Genomic DNA, 17,750 nt, shown 5'->3' with positions numbered 1-17,750 from the left:
ACATTGACGTTTTGAGATAAAATGATGGCTGAGACAAACAACACTTGTTTTAGCCTTTTATAATGCCTTCGTGAAGCGGTTTTTCGGTACCGAGAGAAAGATAAGAGTAAATGGGACTACTCTTGTGTTTCTGAAGAACTAACCTACGCTTCGATGATAGAAAAACAGGCATCGAAAAGATGACCAGCCTAGGAGGATCCATTTGAAATTTAAAGATCTAGAATTATCCAACGAATTATTGACTTCTGTTGAGCGTGCCGGCTTTGAAGAAGCAACACCCATCCAAGAAGCAACGATTCCATTAGCCTTAGCAGGCAAAGACGTGATCGGTCAAGCACAGACCGGTACTGGTAAAACCGCCGCATTTGGTTTGCCAATGTTAGAAAAAATTGACCCAACGAACCATCAACTACAAGGATTAGTGATTGCCCCAACCCGTGAATTAGCGATCCAAACCCAAGAAGAATTGTACCGTCTTGGTAAAGACAAAAAAATTCGTGTACAAGCAGTTTACGGTGGAGCCGATATCGGCCGTCAAATCCGTCAACTAAAAGATCGTCCCCACATCGTAGTTGGTACACCAGGTCGTATGTTAGACCATATCAACCGCCACACCTTGAAATTAGGCACCGTTGAAACGCTTGTATTAGATGAAGCGGATGAAATGTTGAACATGGGCTTCTTGGAAGATATTGAAAAAATCATCAGCCAAGTACCAGATGTTCGTCAAACATTGCTATTTTCAGCAACAATGCCGCCAGCAATCAAAAACATCGGCGTGAAATTCATGAAAGAGCCTGAACATGTACAGATCAAAGCCAAAGAAATGACCGCTGATTTGATCGATCAATACTATGTTCGTTCAAAAGACTACGAAAAATTTGATATCATGACTCGTTTATTGGATGTGCAAACGCCAGAATTGACCATCGTTTTCGGTCGTACGAAACGTCGTGTCGATGAATTGGCGCGCGGCTTAGAAGCCCGCGGCTATAAAGCAGAAGGCATTCATGGAGACCTTTCTCAACAAAAACGAATGAGCGTTTTGCGTTCATTCAAGAGTGGTCAACTAGATATCTTAGTTGCCACAGACGTTGCAGCTCGTGGATTAGATATCTCTGGTGTTACACACGTTTACAACTACGATATCCCTCAAGACCCTGAAAGCTATGTTCACCGGATCGGACGTACTGGCCGTGCTGGAAAAGGTGGAATGTCTGTGACTTTCGTTACACCAAACGAAATGAGCTATCTGCACGTCATTGAAAACTTAACGAAAAAACGGATGACACCAATGCGCCCACCGACCGAAAAAGAAGCGTTCAAAGGTCAATTAGGTGCCGCAATCGAATCTGTTGAAACCAAATTGGATGAAAATGGCTTAGATAAATACTTGCAAGCAGCCGACGATCTATTAGAACGTTATTCTGCACAAGATTTAGCAGCATTGCTTCTAAAAACTATGGCAAAAGATCCTGCTGATTTAGCACCAGTGAAGATCACACCAGAGCGTCCATTGCCTCAAGGGAAAAAATCATTCAACAAAAATGGTCGTCGCAGCAACAATAGCAACGGCAATCGTAACCGCAAAGAAAACGGTGGGAACCGTGGCGGCGGCAACGGCAATAAAGCCCGCGGCAACTATTCAAAAGATGGTGCCCGTAAAAACAATCGCCGCAGCAACGACAAAAAACGTGGTTTCGTAATCAGAAACAACCAAGACTAATTAAGTTTGTGGACCTTGTAAGGAAACTTGCAAGGTCTTTTTTTATATAAAAAACAAATACGAACGATTAAAAATCTTAATCTCCGTATAAACTCGTCAGATTTGAATGGTAATTCGCCATTTTTTTGGTAGAATGGTAACTAGCTGAACAAGGGGTATTTCCAATTTGGAAAACCCTATCTTAGGTGAAGGTAGAGAAAAGAATGATCAAAGGAATCGGGATCGATGCAGTCGAGCTGCCTCGAATGAAAGAATTAATTGAAAAAAAACCTCAGTTTATAACGCGTATTTTAACAGAGAGGGAAGCAAAATTATTTGCACGCTTGCCGCTGAAACGTCAGGTAGAGTTCCTTGGCGGGCGCTATGCCTGCAAAGAAGCGTTCTCGAAAGCTTGGGGGACAGGGATCGGCAAAGTTTCTTTTCATGATATTGAAGTCTTGACCAATGAATTCGGTGCCCCGATCGTCACTAAAGCACCGCATCCTTTAGAAAAAACGTTTGTCAGTATCACCCATACAAATGATACTGCTTTTGCACAAATTATTTTAGAAGTACTAGATAGTGAATAAACCAAGTTGAAGTAGTCTGTCAGTCAAGAAGACTTTGATACTTCATGGACGAACAGCCGACTACATAAAACCAACTTAATTTGTTCGTCTGATCAAGCACTAGTAGAAAGAAGGAACTGGAAATGGTGGTTGCTTACCATAGACCAACGAAAGCGATAATTGATACAACTGCGATTACCGAAAATATCAAACATGAGATTGCTCACTTACCAAGCGAGACATTTCTTTTTGCGGTGGTCAAAGCGAATGGTTACGGACACGGAGCGGTTCAAACCGCTCTTGCAGCCAAAGAAGGCGGCGCAGATGGTTTTTGCGTTGCGACGATCGATGAAGCGATCGAATTGAGAGAAGCAGGGATCACTGACCCGATTTTGATCTTAGGTGTCGTGAACGTGTGTGATATTGCCTTGCTGACGACCTATGATTTGTCATTTCCAGTCGCTTCGATGGACTGGCTGATAGAAGCAGGCGCTTATTTAGAGGAGAACCCTCTAAATAAGCCGCTTAAAGTGCATATCAAGGTGGATACTGGTATGGGGAGAATCGGCTTTTTGACTGTCGAAGAAGTGCGCCAAGCCGTTCTTTGGTTAGAAGATCACCCCTCTTTTGATTGGGAAGGGATCTTTACCCATTTCTCCACAGCGGATCAAGCAGACACGAGCTATTGGGAAACCCAGCACCAACGTTTTAAAGAAGTCTTAACTGTTTTGCCCTATTTGCCGACATATATACATACAGGCAATAGCGCAACCTCTTTATGGCACCAAGAAGCAGTAGGAAATATGGTCCGTTTTGGGATCGCAATGTATGGGTTGAACCCATCAGGTCATGCGCTGAGCGAACCATTTTCCTTAAAACCAGCGCTTTCGCTCGTTTCTGAACTGATACAAGTGAAATTACTTGAAAAAGGAGCGGGGATTGGCTATGGTGAAACATATATCACTCCACGTCAGGAATGGATCGGCACCGTGCCTATCGGTTATGCTGACGGCTGGTTACGAAAAATGCAAGGCTTCTCGATCTTAGTAGAAGGCGAGCGTTGTGAGATCGTCGGTCGAGTGTGTATGGATCAATTGATGATTCGTTTGCCGCGGGCATTTGCTGTCGGTACACCAGTCACCTTGATCGGTGAGAATCATGGGGAACAAATTACGATGCAGGATGTTGCAGACCAGTTAGAAACGATTCACTATGAAGTAGCGTGTACCCTTTCAGCAAGGGTTCCGCGAGAATATAAAAGTTAGGGTGGTCCTATGGTAAAAAGGGGAGATATTTATTTTGCCGATCTTTCACCAGTGGTTGGATCGGAGCAAGGCGGGATACGTCCAGTCTTGATCATTCAAAATGACTTGGGGAATCACTTCAGTCCCACTGTGATCATTGCGGCGATCACGGCAAAAATGGCGAAGCCGAAATTACCAACGCATATTGGGATTTCCGCTTCTTGCACAGGGATTGGCAAAGACTCCGTCATTTTGATGGAACAGATTCGCACGATCGACAAAAGCCGTTTGAAAGAAAAGGTTTGTCACTTAGACGATAAAGTGATGTGTGAAGTCGATGCTGCCTTGATGATCAGTATTGGTGTTGAGCCGACCTTTGCCACATCAACGATCGAGGTGTAAATCTGTCAATGGGGTATGTAGTATTAATAGCAGTTGTCATTTTATTGAGTTTCTTTACGTATAAACATATTCGCCGTTTTCTTTCAGAAACAAAAAAGCGCAACGAAACCATGGAACAAGGATATTATCTTGTGAGTCATACATATGAAGAAAAGCGGGAACAGACACATTATTACGGCGTTTTTCAGCAGGGAGACAAAGAGCTGATACTAGAAATGTCGCTACAACTTTATTTGCAACTGCAGCCGCCGCAACGGGGCATGTTGACCGCCAAAGAAGGCAGAGTGCTTTCTTTTGAAATGTGATCATGTAATGAAAGTAATGCGCACGAGGAAACAGCCCCCTCATGAAAACAAGCAGGAAAGAGCCGCTTTGTTTCGTACATCGGAGCAGGTTCTGTCACTGCTTGTTTTTTTTATGCAGGTCTTTGTGAGAGGTTTCCTATGGATACAGATTCAATGAATGGAAGAAAGAGCATCTTCAAAAAAGAGGAATACCACAAAAGCGTGGGGCTAGAATGCTTTGAAGAACAGCCAATGTACGGTTGCTTTTCACAAAGAATTCAGTTATAGTATGTAGCGACTAGTTTGAAAAGAGGGAAAAAAGTGAACCCATCGATTTATGGACTTACCAAATCAGATTTATCTTTGTGGATAACTGAACAAAATGAAAAGAAATTCCGTGCCAACCAAGTGTGGGAGTGGCTCTATGAAAAACGAGTAACCAGCTTTGAAGAAATGACCAATCTACCGAAACCTTTGATTGAGAAACTGTCGGCAGCCTTTGTGATCAATCCCCTGAAACAGATGGTGGTACAAGAAGCCAGTGACGGAACCGTCAAGTATTTATTCCAATTGCCAGACAATCACATGATTGAAACGGTCTTGATGCGTCAAGAATATGGCATGTCCGTTTGTGTGACGACCCAAGTCGGCTGCAACATCGGCTGTACGTTTTGTGCCAGTGGGTTATTAAAGAAGCAACGAGACTTAACGGCAGGCGAGATCGTGGCTCAAATCATGTTAGTACAACACTATTTTGATGAACGCAATGAGGGGGAACGAGTCTCTCACGTGGTGGTCATGGGGATTGGCGAACCCTTTGATAACTATGACAATGTGATGCATTTCTTACAGATCATCAATGACCCGAAAGGCTTAGCGATCGGCGCGCGGCATATTACTGTGTCAACCAGCGGCTTAGCGCATAAAATTAGAGAGTTTGCGGAGAACGGCTTGCAAGTGAACCTAGCGATTTCGCTGCATGCCCCAAATAACGAAGTCAGAACCTCCATGATGCGGATCAATCGGAGTTTCCCGATTGAAAAGCTGATGGCAGCGGTCGACTATTATTTAGAAAAAACAAATCGTCGGATCACATTTGAGTACATCATGCTGGATCATGTCAATGACCGGCCAGAACATGCCCGTCAGTTGGCAGCTTTATTGAAGGATAAAAAGAAATTGTCATACGTCAACTTGATCCCATATAACCCAGTGAGTGAGCATGACCAATACGCTCGAAGTAAAAAAGCTGATGTGTTAGCCTTTTATGACATTTTAAAGAAAAACGGTATCAATTGCGTGATTCGTAAAGAACACGGGACAGATATCGACGCAGCTTGCGGACAGCTGCGAAGCAAACAAATGAAAAAAGAAGCCTCCGCTTCTTAAACGCAAAAAGCAAAAGAAGGACTGCACAAGCGCAGTTCTTCTTTTTGTTATTTACTATCTAAGTAATTAAAAAACGCATTAAAGAAAGCGTATTCCTCGAAAGAAAATTCAAAAAACATTGTTTTACAAGAAAAAAATAGATTATACTAAAAGCTGGTATCCATTAAAAATAACTTATCGTGAAAGGATGATTTGATGGAATGGATTAAATTAATTGGTATTCTAGTTATTTTAGTCGGCTTTTTGCTGAAGCTAGATACTATTGCTGTCGTAATCGTTGCTGGTTTTGTCACCGCGCTTGTGTCGGGGATTTCTGTTGTTGATTTTTTAACAATGTTAGGAGAAGCGTTTGTCAATAATCGACTCGTTACACTGTTCTTACTGACACTACCGATGGTCGGCTTGTCAGAACGTTTTGGCTTGAAGCAGCAGGCAGTCATATTGATTGAAAAGATCAAAGGCTTAACACCAGGGAAGTTCTTGAGCTTGTACTTGTTTATTCGAGAACTTGCTGGCTTTTTCTCTATTCGGATCCAAGGACATACACAATTTATCCGCCCGATCGTTAACCCGATGGCGCAAGCTGCTGGGGAAAACAAATTTGGGGAACTGGATGAAAAAGATCAGGAAAAAATCAAAGCTCGGGCTGCCGCTAACGAAAACTTCGGGAATTTCTTTGCCCAAAATACCTTTGTGGCTGCTTCTGGTGTGCTATTGATCGTAGGAACATTGCAATCTCTTGGCTACGATGTGGCAGCTAGTTCGATCGCGCAAGCCTCATTGCCGATCGCATTGATCGTCTTAGTCATTGCTACATTGTCGAACTTGCTCTTTGATCGTAAATTAGCAAAAAAATATGGCAAGAAGGAGGACAAATAGATGGAAGGAATCGTTAACGGATTACTGGAATTCTTTTATATCTTGATCGGATTGCTGTCGATCATGACGGCTGTACGGGTTTTTCGTGAAGCGGATCATCCCACCCGATTAGGCACCTCTGCTTTTTGGTTACTGCTAGGGATCGTCTTTGCTTTCGGGAATTTCTTGCCGTATCTTGTGGACGGGATTTTGATCGTTTTGATGGGCTGTTTGACCTTCTTCAAACAAGTGCAGATTGGTAAAATCGTGGACGTGGATGATGAAAAAGCAGAAGCATCGGCTAAACGGATCGGTAGTACGATCTTCGTGCCATGTATCAGCTTAGCATTGATCGCTGTGGTGATTTCTTATACACCATTAGGAGGCCAAGTTGGAATCGGGATCGCATCGATCTTAGCGCTCTTGTTGGCAGTCGTGTTGACTTCCGCTAAACCGAAAACAGTGCTGGACGATTCCGATCGGATGCTTCGTCAAGTCGGAACTGCCGGTATCTTGCCGCAGTTATTAGCAGCACTAGGTGTCATTTTTAACGCTGCTGGTGTCGGTGATGTGATTTCTCAAGGAATCTCTGGTGTCGTGCCAGAAGGCAATCGTTTTATCGGTGTCGTGGCTTACTGTTTAGGAATGATGATCTTTACTATGATCATGGGAAATGGTTTTGCGGCATTTACCGTTATTACTGCAGGCATCGGTGTACCTTTTGTGATGGCGCAAGGCGGCGACCCAGTCGTTGCTGGTGCGTTGGCAATGACCGCTGGTTTTTGTGGCACATTGCTGACTCCGATGGCAGCCAATTTCAACGCATTGCCAGTGGCCTTGTTAGAGATGAAAGACCCCAATGGCGTCATTAAAGCACAAGCCCCAATTGCATTCTTGTTGTTAGTGATCCACATCGCTTTAATGTACTTTTGGGCATTTTAGTGGTAAAACAAAGAGGGAAGGATGATGGAAATGAAACTATTAATTACTGGATTTGATCCATTTGGCGGAGAAGCAATCAATCCTGCCTTAGAAGCAGTGAAATTGTTGCCAGATACAATTCATGGTGCACAGATTGTGAAAGCAGAGATCCCCACTGTATTTGGGAAATCAGCAGCGATCGTCGCAGAGAAAATTGAAGAGATCCACCCAGATGTCGTTTTAAACATTGGCCAAGCGGGTGGACGGTTTGCCATCTCACCAGAACGAGTGGCGATCAATGTGGACGATGCCCGGATTCCTGATAATGAAGGCAATCAACCCGTCGATGAAGTGATCCAAACAGAAGGCAAGCCTGCCTACTTCACACAACTGCCGATCAAAGCAATGGTAGAAAATATGAAAAAAGCAGGAATACCGGCAGCCGTTTCTAATACTGCTGGAACCTTCGTCTGCAACCACATCATGTATCAAGTACAATACATGATTGATACAAAATACCCTGAAATGAAGGGCGGTTTTATCCACGTGCCGTTTATTCCTCAGCAAGTCGTCGATAAAGCAGGACAGCCTGCAATGAGCATCGAAGACATCGCCAAAGGATTGACTGCAGCGGTGGAAGCCATCGTTGATTATGCCGACAAAGAAGATCTAAAAGCAATTGGCGGCGCGATCCATTAATCATTGAAGGACATCCTTTCGGGGATGAAACAAATGTCTTTAAGGCGAGAAGACCTGATCAGCAAGCATGCAATCAGGTCTTTTTTTGGTCTGTTCTGATAAAAATCATTGGCGATTTCTGTATGTTTACCCTTCTATCAGACATTTCTCATTTTGACGGATCAAATGAAAAAGCAAGACAGAAAATGAATGTAAGTTACATTTAACCATGTTTTTTTATTATTTTTTTTGCTTTATTTCTTATAAATAAAGAAAGGAGAAATAGCATTTAACGAATGTTTGATGAGAGTAAGGTAAGTAAATACCAAGAAAACTTTCTGTCAGAGGTGTTTTTTATCGAAAAAAGGATTGCTTTTTTAATAATTATTAATTAAAATCTTATCTAACTTCAGAAATCGCATGATTATTCTGAAAATTAATTCAATTAAGGGGTAGGACAGGATGAAGAATAAATGGGCCTATGGTTTAGTGGCTGTGTGTGGCGTGGCGTTAGCCGGTTGTACAACGGGCGGAACAAATAGTTCAAGCAATGACACAGCAGCAAGCGGTGACAGCAGTGCAGAACAAGTGTTTAACGTAGTGGTTTCACAAGAAATGCCAAGTGCGGATCTCTCATTAGCAACCGATACGATCAGCTTCAGTGCATTGAACAATGTATATGAAGGACTGTATCGTTTGGATGCTGACAGTACACCACAACCTGCTGGTGCAGCTGAAGCAGCTGAAGTCAGCGAGGATGGACTGACTTACAAGATCAAATTACGTGAAGATGCGAAATGGTCAAATGGTGACCCTGTTACAGCAGCGGATTATGTCTATGGTTGGCAACGGACAGTCAAACCTGAAACAGCATCAGAATACGCGTATCTATTTTCACCAGTTAAGAACGCAGATGCCATCACAGCAGGCGATACGGATCCATCAGAGCTAGGCATCAAAGCAGTGGGGGATTATGAATTAGAAATCACCCTAGAAAAAGCAACACCTTACTTTGACTACTTATTAGCATTCCCATCCTTCTTCCCACAAAATCAAAAAGTGGTAGAAGAAAATGGCGATCAATATGCGTCAACCAGTGACAATGCCGTTTACAATGGACCATTTGTCTTGACTGGGTTTGATGGACCAGGAACGGATACGGAATGGGCTTATGAAAAGAACGACCAATATTGGGACAAAGATACTGTTAAATTACAAACGATCAACGTAAGCGTCGTGAAGGAATCCTCAACTGCCTTGAACCTTTTCCAAGATGGACAAGCAGATGATGTCATCCTAACAGGTGAATTAGCGCAACAAATGGCTAACGATGAAGCCTTCGTTTCTCAACCAGAAGCAACGACTTCTTACCTAGAATTGAACCAACGTGATGAAGATTCACCTTTCCGTAACGAAAACTTACGTAAAGCGATCTCTTATGCGATCGATCGTGATGCCTTAGTGACATCGATCTTAGGGGATGGTTCGATTGCTTCAACTGGGTTGGTACCAGAAGGTATGACCTTCAGCCCTGGCGATCATACGGACTTCACGGAAGCAGCTGGCAGCGTCATTGAATACAATGAAGAGCAAGCCAAAGAACATTGGGAAAAAGCCAAAGAAGAATTAGGGATCGATTCATTAGAATTTGATATCTTAGCTTCTGATACAGACTCAACGAAGAAAATCATTGAGTACTTGCAAGATACGATCGAAAAAACATTGGACGGTGTGAAAGTCACGTTAAGTCCAGTACCATTCTCTGTTCGTTTGGATCGTTCAAACGCTGGTGATTTTGATACAGTAATGGGCGGTTGGGGTGCTGACTATGCCGATGCAAGTAGCTTTACTGACTTGTTTACGACAGGCAACTCATACAACCGTGGACAATGGAGCAACGAAGAATACGATGCAGCCGTTGAAGCAGCGGGTACAACCAATGCCAATGACCCTGACAAACGTTGGGAAGATCTAGTCAATGCAGAAAAAATCATTATGAATGAACAAGGTGTCATTCCAGTTTATCAAAAAGCGGAAGCACACTTACGTGCAACAAAAGTCAAAGGTGTTGTTGCTCACGCAGCGGGCGCACAATACGACTACAAGTGGACATCAATCGAATAATCACGAGTAGTTGACTTGAAATGCCGAAGAAAAGGCTGGGACAATTTCTTGTCTCAGCCTTTTGCTTCTCATTTCAATGAGTAAAACTATAAGAATGAAATTAACTAGTAGCAATCATTAAAAAGAGCAATGAAAGGAATAACAAGAAGACACCAGGCCATAACCAAAAGGCGTAGCTCTGTTTGCCGACTTGGGATAATTTCAGATAATCTGTTTTATTTTTGGAAAAAGCTTTCTTCATGGAGTATTGAAAATGGTCAAAGAAACCAGAAGCAAATACCCATAAAAAACCGCCAATGATCAAAAAGAACAGCGCCCACAAGAAAAGGGCATCTGAAAGAGCTGCTATGGAAAATTCATTTTTTATGGCTAACCATCCGCCAGAAATTGCGAGGCATAGGAGGGGTATGAGCCCACTACTTTTTTTTATTTTCATGATCTGACTCCTTTTTAATGATTCGTACTATGTTAATTTACATAATTATTGAATAGAAGTCAAAATACTTAAGGGGGAAACTGCGTGAACAGCTTTTTGAAATATTTATTGAAACGAGTGTTCTACATGGTCTTAACATTATGGCTGATTGCCACGATCACCTTTTTCTTGATGCAATTTTTGCCAGGAACACCATATACGAATGCTGAAAAATTAAGTCCAGAACAAATTGCCTTGCTAAATGAGCAAGCAGGATTGGACAAACCGATCATTACCCAATATTGGCTTTATTTGACCAATTTACTAAAAGGTGACTTTGGGATCTCTTTCCAATTTAAAAACCAGCCAGTAGCGAATTTATTATCAGGAAGAATCGGACCTTCACTGCAACTAGGGCTACAAGCGATCATCTTTGGTACGTTCTTTGGGATCATTTTAGGAACGATCTCTGCGATGAAACAAAATACTTGGATCGATACAACGTCTACCTTAGTGGCGATCTTAGGACGTTCGATCCCTAACTTTGTCTTTGCCGTGTTGCTGCAATACATTTTTGCCATCAAACTAGGGATCTTACCGATTGCTAAGTGGGAGACTTTTGCCAGCACGATCCTACCGACCGTCGCCTTGGCGATGTCGCCATTAGCGGATTCCGCCAGGTTTATTCGAACCGAGATGGTGGAAGTGCTGCATAGTGATTATGTCGAGTTGGCACGAGCAAAAGGGTTAAGCCGCTGGGAAATTGCCTTCAAGCATGGTTTGCGGAATAGTTTGATTCCGTTATTGACGCTGTTAGGACCGCTAGCTGTCGGTTTGATGACGGGTTCTCTTGTCGTAGAAAATATTTTTGCGATCCCAGGTATCGGTGAACAGTTCGTAAAATCAATCATGACCAATGACTATCCAACGATCATGGCGGTAACAATTCTTTATTCCGCGATGTTGGTCTTTGTTATTCTTGTTGTTGATATTTTATATGGAATCGTTGATCCGCGGATCCGAGTTTCAGAAGGGAGTCGTGGCTAATGGCAGAGAAACCTTACACAGCAAATGATGTTGCTGCCATCGATGCAGCCAAATTTCAACCGTTACAAAAAAATACCAATGAAGAGCGTGAAGCGATCGCAACCCCTTCATTAACGTTTTTCCAAGATTCATGGCGTCGTCTGAAAAAGAACAAAGCCGCTGTTTTCTCAATCATTTTGTTGCTGATCATTATCGCGATCTCAATCATTACGATTTTTGTCTCGCCGCATGATCCAACCGCGCAAAATGTAACCTTTACAAATCTGCCGCCGAAAATTCCTGGTATCAACATCAATGGCTTAAACGGCTATGCGATGGTGGGAGGCGAGCTAGTAGATAAGTATGCAGCTGCCAATGTTCCTGACGGGACGTATTTCCTTTTAGGAACGGATGGCTTGGGTCGTGACCTATTGAGTCGTCTATTCGTAGGGACACGTATTTCCTTGTTGATCGCGTTTATCGCGGCAATGCTTGACATCATCTTTGGTGTAACCTATGGCCTGATCTCTGGTCTTTTAGGTGGACGGATCGATAATGTGATGCAACGTTTTCTAGAAATCTTATCTGGTATTCCCAACTTGGTGGTAATGATCTTGATGTTGGTGGTTTTTGAACCTGGGATCTTCTCGATCGTGGCAGCAATGGCGATCACTAACTGGATTCCAATGGCGCGGATCGTACGGGCCCAAACGATGAAACTAAAAGATCAAGAATTCGTTTTAGCCGCAACGACGCTGGGGGAAAGTCGCCTCAAGATTGCGATGAAACACGTATTACCGAATATTTCCAGCGTGATCATCGTACAAATGATGTTCAGTATTCCCTCGGCGATTTTCTTCGAGGCCTTCCTAAGCTTTATTGGGCTAGGATTAAAACCACCTTCAGCATCTTTAGGGATGTTACTAAGCGATGGCTACAAAACCTTCTTGTTCCTGCCTTACCAAATGTGGGTACCAGCTGTGACCTTGTCTGTGATTATGATTGGGTTCAACTTGCTGGCAGACGGTTTGCGTGATGCCTTTGATCCGAAAATGAAAGAGTGATTGCTATGAAAAAAGTCTTAGAAGTGAAAAACTTAGAAATTTCTTTTGACACCTTTGCTGGGAAAGTCCAAGCGATCCGCGATGTCAGTTTCGATCTATACAAAGGAGAAACCTTGGCGATCGTGGGCGAATCTGGGAGCGGCAAGTCCGTGACGACCCGCAGTATCATGGGGTTGTTAGCCAGCAATGCCAATGTCGATAATGGCCAGATCCTCTTCAATGGGACGGACATTTTGAAAAAATCCGAAAAAGAACTGCAAAAAATCCGTGGCAAGGAAATCGCCATGATTTTCCAAGATCCAATGACTTCATTGGACCCAACGATGCCGATTGGCAAGCAAGTGGCAGAATCATTGATGAAGCACAACAAAATCAGTAAAAAAGAAGGCTTGCGACAAGCGTTGGAACTATTGAACCTTGTCGGCATCCCGAATGCTGAGAAACGCTTGAAAAATTATCCGCATCAATTTTCTGGTGGTCAGCGGCAGCGGATCGTCATTGCGATCGCGTTGATCTGTTACCCGCAGATCTTGATTGCAGATGAACCAACGACTGCATTGGATGTAACGATCCAAGCACAAATCTTAGAGTTATTAAAAGATATCCAGAAGAAAATCAATTCGTCCATCGTCTTCATTACCCATGACTTAGGGGTCGTTGCCAATGTGGCGGATCGGGTGGCCGTGATGTACGGTGGGAAAATCGTCGAAGTGGGGACCGCAGAAGAGATCTTCTACAACCCGCAACATCCATACACTTGGGGCTTGTTAGGTTCGATGCCGACGTTAGAAGGAACAGGCGATCGCTTGTACGCGATTCCTGGTTCACCTCCAGATTTGTTAGATCCGCCAACAGGCGATGCTTTTTATCCACGGAACGAGTTTGCCTTGCAGATCGATGCTGAACAGCAACCGCCATTCTTTGACGTCTCACCGACGCACAAAGCGGCCACTTGGCTATTAGCGCCGCAAGCACCGAAAGTGACTCCGCCGGATGAGATCTTGATTCGCTGGAAAAAATTCCAAGAAAAAAATACTCAGGCATCTGTCTAAAGGAGGAGAAACGGTTGGAAAAAGTTTTACTTGAAGTAAAGAATCTCAAACAATATTTTAACGTTGGCCGCAAAGACGAAGTCAAAGCCGTCGATGATATCTCCTTCCAAATCTATGAAGGAGAAACCTTTGGTCTAGTCGGTGAATCCGGAAGCGGAAAATCGACGACTGGACGGACGGTGATTCGTTTGAATAACCCTACCGGAGGCGAAGTTCTTTTTGATGGACAAGATGTTATGAAAATCAAAGGCAAGAAACCACTGGCTGATTTTCGCAGGGAAGTTCAAATGGTCTTCCAAGATCCTTATGCTTCCTTGAATCCACGGATGAAAGTTCGGGACATTATTGCCGAAGGGATCGATATCAACGGACTAGCCAAAAATGAAAAAGAACGCAATGATCGGGTGGATGAACTTTTGCGAACCGTCGGACTAAACCCAAGTCACGGGACCCGTTATCCTCATGAATTTTCAGGTGGACAACGTCAGCGGATCGGGATCGCCCGCGCGTTAGCCGTCGATCCAAAATTCATCATCTGTGATGAACCAATCTCGGCATTGGATGTTTCGATCCAAGCCCAAGTCGTCAACTTGCTGCAAGATCTGCAAGAAGAACATAAATTGACGTACTTGTTTATCGCCCATGATTTATCGATGGTCAAACACATCAGCGATCGGATCGGCGTGATGCACAACGGCAAACTGCTAGAAGTAGGCACCAGCGATGAAATCTATCATTACGGGGTCCATCCGTATACTGAAAGTCTTTTATCAGCGATTCCGCTGCCAGATCCTGACCATGAGCGTCAACGCAAACGGATCAAATACGTCAGCGAACCAAACGATAACCAAGAACGAGCAATGGAAGAGATCGCACCAGGACATTTCGTTTATGCCACGAAAAAAGAAGCCAAGATCTATCAAGAAAAGTTAGCACAAAAAAAGGGGAACTAGCGTCAAAGGTATAGGGAGTGTTAGGAGGAGATGAAACTGGGTGTTTTAAAAGCATACAAATTTCGGATCTATCCTAATGGACAGCAAAAACAGTTTTTCATCGAAACCTTCGGCTGTGTACGTTTTACGTACAATCAACTGCTGGAGGCAAAGATGGAGGAGCTGGCCAACAATGAAGCAAAGCAAGGGTTGACGCCAGCCAAACTAAAAAAGGAGTATCCTTTTTTGAAGGAGACCGATAGTTTGGCATTGGCGAATGCACAACGGAATCTGGACCGAGCGTTTCGAAATTACTTTCAAAAGCGGGCTGGCTTTCCAAAAATGAAAACCAAAAAAAGTATCTGGCAATCGTATACCACCAATAATCAGCAGCACACCATTTATTTTGAAGACGATCAAATCAAGCTGCCAAAGCTTAAAACATTGGTTCCCGTAAAAAAGCATCGGGCGATCAAAGGGAAGATCAAATCGGCAACGATCTCAGCAAAAAACAACGAAGAGTTTTACATCTCGATCCTTTGTTTGGAAGAGATCCCGCCATTGCCGAAGCAGCAAGCCTCTGTCGCTGTTGTTTATGATCCGCAGCAGTTGGTCAAAGCCAACCAGCCGATACCCATCACCTGTGAGCATGCCATCCAAACGAAGCAAAAGCTGACGCGAGCAGAACGCAAACTTCAGGTGAAAGCGACGGCGGTCAAACGGAAGAAAATCCTTTTGACCCAGGCGCGAAATTATCAGAAGCTAAAAGGAAAGGTCGCTCGCCTTTATCGTTTTCACTGCTGTCAAAAGCGGGAATTCATCGATCAAGTCAGCTACCATCTCGTAAAACAGTACGATACGATCTATTTGGAACAAATCGCAGAAGATACGGTTTTAAAAGCTGGTCATTACAGCATCAGTGATTGGCATCAATTCGTTCGCAAAATCCAGTACAAAGCGCAGTGGTACGGCAAAGAACTGCGTTTTGTCACGTTGGATACGCAGGACCAACAGAAGCTAGAACGGCTCTCAGGCGAAATGAGCAGCTGAGCCGCTTGAACTGGAAGGAACGCCAGGGATCGCCTAGGGTATAGAAAAAATCTTTCTGATTTTTGTTTCTAGGAACCACGTTCACTAATTATGATTAACCAGCAACCCCCTGCCAAACTACGGTCTGACAGGGGGTTGTATTTTTTTACATTTTGTCACCTAAAAATGCGTCATTTAAGCGATAGATCTTTGAGGGACGCCCGATGCCGACAGGCTTTTCGCCAACTTCCGTAAAATATTGGAGCATGGATTTTTTGAAGTTGGAATGATCGATCATTTTAAAATCGATCCCTAAAAACTTGGCGAATACTTTACGGGCTTCCGTGATCGTAAAGTCTTTGCCTAACACGAGCAGCACTTGTGGCTCGTGTTCCATCTTGTTGGCAACCCGTTTGAAAGCTTTGAGGATGATCGCGCTGTGGTCAAAAGCCAACGTATCTTTTCCAACAGAGGCGCCAGTCACTAGGTCAAGAATGATCTCGATCTCGCCGCTGGTCAAATAAATTTGATTGGCTTTTCTTTCTAAAGAGAACCAGCGTACTTGGTTCGCATCGTCGCCGGCACTTAAGGGTTCTTCACCGATAAAAGCCAAATAGCTGACGGTGATCACCCAACCGCGAGGATCGCGATCTGGGGTGCTGAAGGTATGCAGCTGTTCGATGTTTTGCTTGGAGATGGTGACCCCGATCTCTTCTTGCGTCTCACGGATCACACTTTGCCCCGTCGATTCATTGGGATTGACGAAGCCTCCCGGCAATGCCCAAGAATTACGGAAAGGGTGGCCTTTTCTTTGGATCAGCGCAATTTTTAATTGTTCTTCTTCTTTGTTGTAACACATCAAAACCATATCGACGGTTACGGAAGGTTTCTCGTATTTCGGCTGATCTTGCGCCTGATACCATGTAAGAAACTCTGCTTCTGACGCTTCTTTTTCATAGTAGTGTTTTTCAGCTGATTTTGAGGTAAATTCTTTCATTGGTTTCTCCTGCCTTAGATAAAGTAAGTAGCTGAACGCGACGGTTTTCCTTAACGGAAAAAATAAGGAACGATCAAATTAAGGAAAAATAATGCGAGATAAAGCCAAGAAGACGGCGGGTGTTCTTTGAGTGCTGAATAGCCCCAAAGAGCGATCCAGAGCAAAAAAAGCACACGGAGGACTGCCATCGCTGTTGCAAAGAGCGCAGCATAATCATGGCTATTGAAGTACGCAAACAAAAAGGGGTAACTTGTGGTTGAAAAAAGCAAGTGTCCCACAGAAAGCACAGTTAAAAGCAAAAAATGCTGTTTGTTTTTTCGAGTCATAGCGTTCCTTTCTATAAGTGAAGTCTTCCTCATTATAGCAAAAGAAGCACCTGTTAATCAAAGACCGTCTGCAAGAAGCTTTTTCAGATCCTTTTTCTCAAAAAAAGCAATAAATGACTAGAAATGCTGCTGAAAAGGCACGAAATAGGTATACTAGAGGAAAGAAGGTGAGCCGCAGAGAATTCTTTCGAGAGGGGGGACAAAGAGGTGAAGACAATCAAGTTTCTCGTTTTTCTATTGCTGTTGTTGATCATTAGTGGCTGTACCCGTTTCCGTCAGCTGCAAGAGCAGCCGACGGATTTGATGGTTGGGCAAAGTGTCAATCGAATCCCTGCCGATACGTTTATGGGGCCCCCATTCCCTCAACAAGCAACCCTTCGTCTGGAAGTGGAAACCAGCACAGCAACATCCGGACGCTTCAAACTGTACAATCATTCCGATCAGAGGGTGATCTACGACAACTATTTTGCAGTGGATGTTTTCGAGGGGGATGAATGGCGGGAACTCCTTTTTAAAGAAGACGTGGTTTTTCAAGACATCGGTCTTTATGCCTCTGCCCACAGTCAAACAACTTTATTAATCAATTGGTCGGAGTATTTTGGCACCTTGTCGAAAGGAACCTATCGCTTGATCAAAGAAGTGACCATTGAAGAAGAGGGACCACAAACGCTGATGATAGAATTTATGATCGAATAAGCGCTAGTTGCCGCTTGGAAGACACAAAACGATCAGAAA

19 protein-coding genes are annotated in these 17,750 nt (G+C 43.6%); 16 read left to right on the top strand and 3 right to left on the bottom strand.

From position 1 onward, the window contains the following. Positions 1 to 202 precede the first annotated feature (202 nt). The 10 genes from cshA to ACTW1R_RS14345 all read left to right on the top strand — a co-directional run bounded on the left by cshA (position 203) and on the right by ACTW1R_RS14345 (position 10,174). The gene (gene cshA / locus ACTW1R_RS14390) at positions 203 to 1,726 is read left to right on the top strand and encodes a degradosome RNA helicase CshA (protein ID WP_005227956.1); all 1,524 of its coding nucleotides are present in this window, start codon (positions 203 to 205) and stop codon (positions 1,724 to 1,726) included. A 203-nt stretch (positions 1,727 to 1,929) separates the two neighbouring features. Next, entirely contained in the window at positions 1,930 to 2,295 is a 366-nt protein-coding gene (acpS, locus tag ACTW1R_RS14385) for a holo-ACP synthase (RefSeq protein ID WP_005227957.1), read from the top strand. Positions 2,296 to 2,417: 122 nt separating this feature from the next. Next, positions 2,418 to 3,539, top strand: coding sequence for an alanine racemase (gene alr, locus ACTW1R_RS14380; RefSeq protein ID WP_128431706.1), 1,122 nt, complete (start codon positions 2,418 to 2,420; stop codon positions 3,537 to 3,539). 9 nt (positions 3,540 to 3,548) lie between these two features. After that, positions 3,549 to 3,920, top strand: a complete 372-nt coding sequence (locus ACTW1R_RS14375) for a type II toxin-antitoxin system PemK/MazF family toxin (RefSeq protein WP_005227961.1) — start codon at positions 3,549 to 3,551, stop codon at positions 3,918 to 3,920. Positions 3,921 to 3,928: 8 nt separating this feature from the next. Further along, positions 3,929 to 4,225 (top strand): hypothetical protein, encoded by a 297-nt coding sequence (locus ACTW1R_RS14370; RefSeq protein WP_005227970.1) that lies wholly within the window; start codon positions 3,929 to 3,931, stop codon positions 4,223 to 4,225. 300 nt (positions 4,226 to 4,525) lie between these two features. After that, on the top strand, positions 4,526 to 5,593 hold the full coding sequence (rlmN, locus tag ACTW1R_RS14365) for a dual-specificity RNA methyltransferase RlmN (protein WP_015510422.1): 1,068 nt from the start codon (positions 4,526 to 4,528) through the stop codon (positions 5,591 to 5,593). Between the two features lie 195 nt (positions 5,594 to 5,788). Then, a complete protein-coding gene (locus ACTW1R_RS14360) occupies positions 5,789 to 6,472 on the top strand; it encodes a DUF969 domain-containing protein (protein WP_010749105.1) in 684 nt (227 codons plus the stop codon). Then, positions 6,473 to 7,393 carry a DUF979 domain-containing protein gene (locus tag ACTW1R_RS14355; protein WP_123834489.1) on the top strand — a complete coding sequence of 307 codons (921 nt, stop codon included), beginning with the start codon at positions 6,473 to 6,475 and terminating at the stop codon, positions 7,391 to 7,393. 30 nt (positions 7,394 to 7,423) lie between these two features. Continuing rightward, a complete protein-coding gene (gene pcp, locus ACTW1R_RS14350; protein ID WP_167821420.1) occupies positions 7,424 to 8,071 on the top strand; it encodes a pyroglutamyl-peptidase I in 648 nt (215 codons plus the stop codon). A gap of 441 nt (positions 8,072 to 8,512) precedes the next feature. Next, the gene (locus ACTW1R_RS14345) at positions 8,513 to 10,174 is read left to right on the top strand and encodes a peptide ABC transporter substrate-binding protein (RefSeq protein ID WP_167821421.1); all 1,662 of its coding nucleotides are present in this window, start codon (positions 8,513 to 8,515) and stop codon (positions 10,172 to 10,174) included. Between the two features lie 100 nt (positions 10,175 to 10,274). Here the strand turns inward: ACTW1R_RS14345 and ACTW1R_RS14340 are convergent, their stop codons facing one another. Then, positions 10,275 to 10,610, bottom strand: a complete 336-nt coding sequence (locus tag ACTW1R_RS14340) for a DUF3899 domain-containing protein (RefSeq protein ID WP_005227990.1) — start codon at positions 10,608 to 10,610, stop codon at positions 10,275 to 10,277. 84 nt (positions 10,611 to 10,694) lie between these two features. Here ACTW1R_RS14340 and opp3b point away from each other — a divergent pair, with 84 nt between their 5' ends. Genes opp3b through ACTW1R_RS14315 form a run of 5 tightly spaced genes read left to right on the top strand, consistent with a single transcriptional unit; the run spans position 10,695 to position 15,713 of the window. Further along, the gene (gene opp3b, locus ACTW1R_RS14335; protein ID WP_005227991.1) at positions 10,695 to 11,636 is read left to right on the top strand and encodes an oligopeptide ABC transporter permease; all 942 of its coding nucleotides are present in this window, start codon (positions 10,695 to 10,697) and stop codon (positions 11,634 to 11,636) included. Continuing rightward, positions 11,636 to 12,679: an ABC transporter permease gene (locus ACTW1R_RS14330; protein WP_005227994.1), complete on the top strand. Its 1,044-nt coding sequence runs from the start codon at positions 11,636 to 11,638 to the stop codon at positions 12,677 to 12,679. Before opp3b ends, ACTW1R_RS14330 begins: the two co-directional genes overlap by 1 nt. Then, positions 12,679 to 13,731, top strand: a complete 1,053-nt coding sequence (locus ACTW1R_RS14325) for an ABC transporter ATP-binding protein (RefSeq protein ID WP_216593164.1) — start codon at positions 12,679 to 12,681, stop codon at positions 13,729 to 13,731. Before ACTW1R_RS14330 ends, ACTW1R_RS14325 begins: the two co-directional genes overlap by 1 nt. Positions 13,732 to 13,745: 14 nt before the next feature. Then, a complete protein-coding gene (locus ACTW1R_RS14320; protein ID WP_005227998.1) occupies positions 13,746 to 14,684 on the top strand; it encodes an ABC transporter ATP-binding protein in 939 nt (312 codons plus the stop codon). Positions 14,685 to 14,714: 30 nt separating this feature from the next. Next, positions 14,715 to 15,713, top strand: coding sequence for an RNA-guided endonuclease TnpB family protein (locus ACTW1R_RS14315; RefSeq protein ID WP_010749109.1), 999 nt, complete (start codon positions 14,715 to 14,717; stop codon positions 15,711 to 15,713). A 145-nt stretch (positions 15,714 to 15,858) separates the two neighbouring features. On the opposite strand, the gene ACTW1R_RS14310 is transcribed toward ACTW1R_RS14315, so the two are convergent. Beyond that, positions 15,859 to 16,689 carry an NUDIX domain-containing protein gene (locus tag ACTW1R_RS14310; protein WP_005228002.1) on the bottom strand — a complete coding sequence of 277 codons (831 nt, stop codon included), beginning with the start codon at positions 16,687 to 16,689 and terminating at the stop codon, positions 15,859 to 15,861. A gap of 50 nt (positions 16,690 to 16,739) precedes the next feature. Then, positions 16,740 to 17,015, bottom strand: a complete 276-nt coding sequence (locus ACTW1R_RS14305) for a hypothetical protein (protein WP_005228003.1) — start codon at positions 17,013 to 17,015, stop codon at positions 16,740 to 16,742. A gap of 207 nt (positions 17,016 to 17,222) precedes the next feature. Between ACTW1R_RS14305 and ACTW1R_RS14300 the strand changes: the two genes are divergently transcribed. Further along, positions 17,223 to 17,711, top strand: a complete 489-nt coding sequence (locus tag ACTW1R_RS14300; RefSeq protein WP_218213302.1) for an immunoglobulin-like domain-containing protein — start codon at positions 17,223 to 17,225, stop codon at positions 17,709 to 17,711. Positions 17,712 to 17,750: the final 39 nt, after the last annotated feature.

It is taken from the genome of Enterococcus sp. R12, from assembly GCF_058135755.1.
Note: the sequence above shows the minus strand (reverse complement) of the source record. Positions and strands in the feature narration are given on the sequence as shown.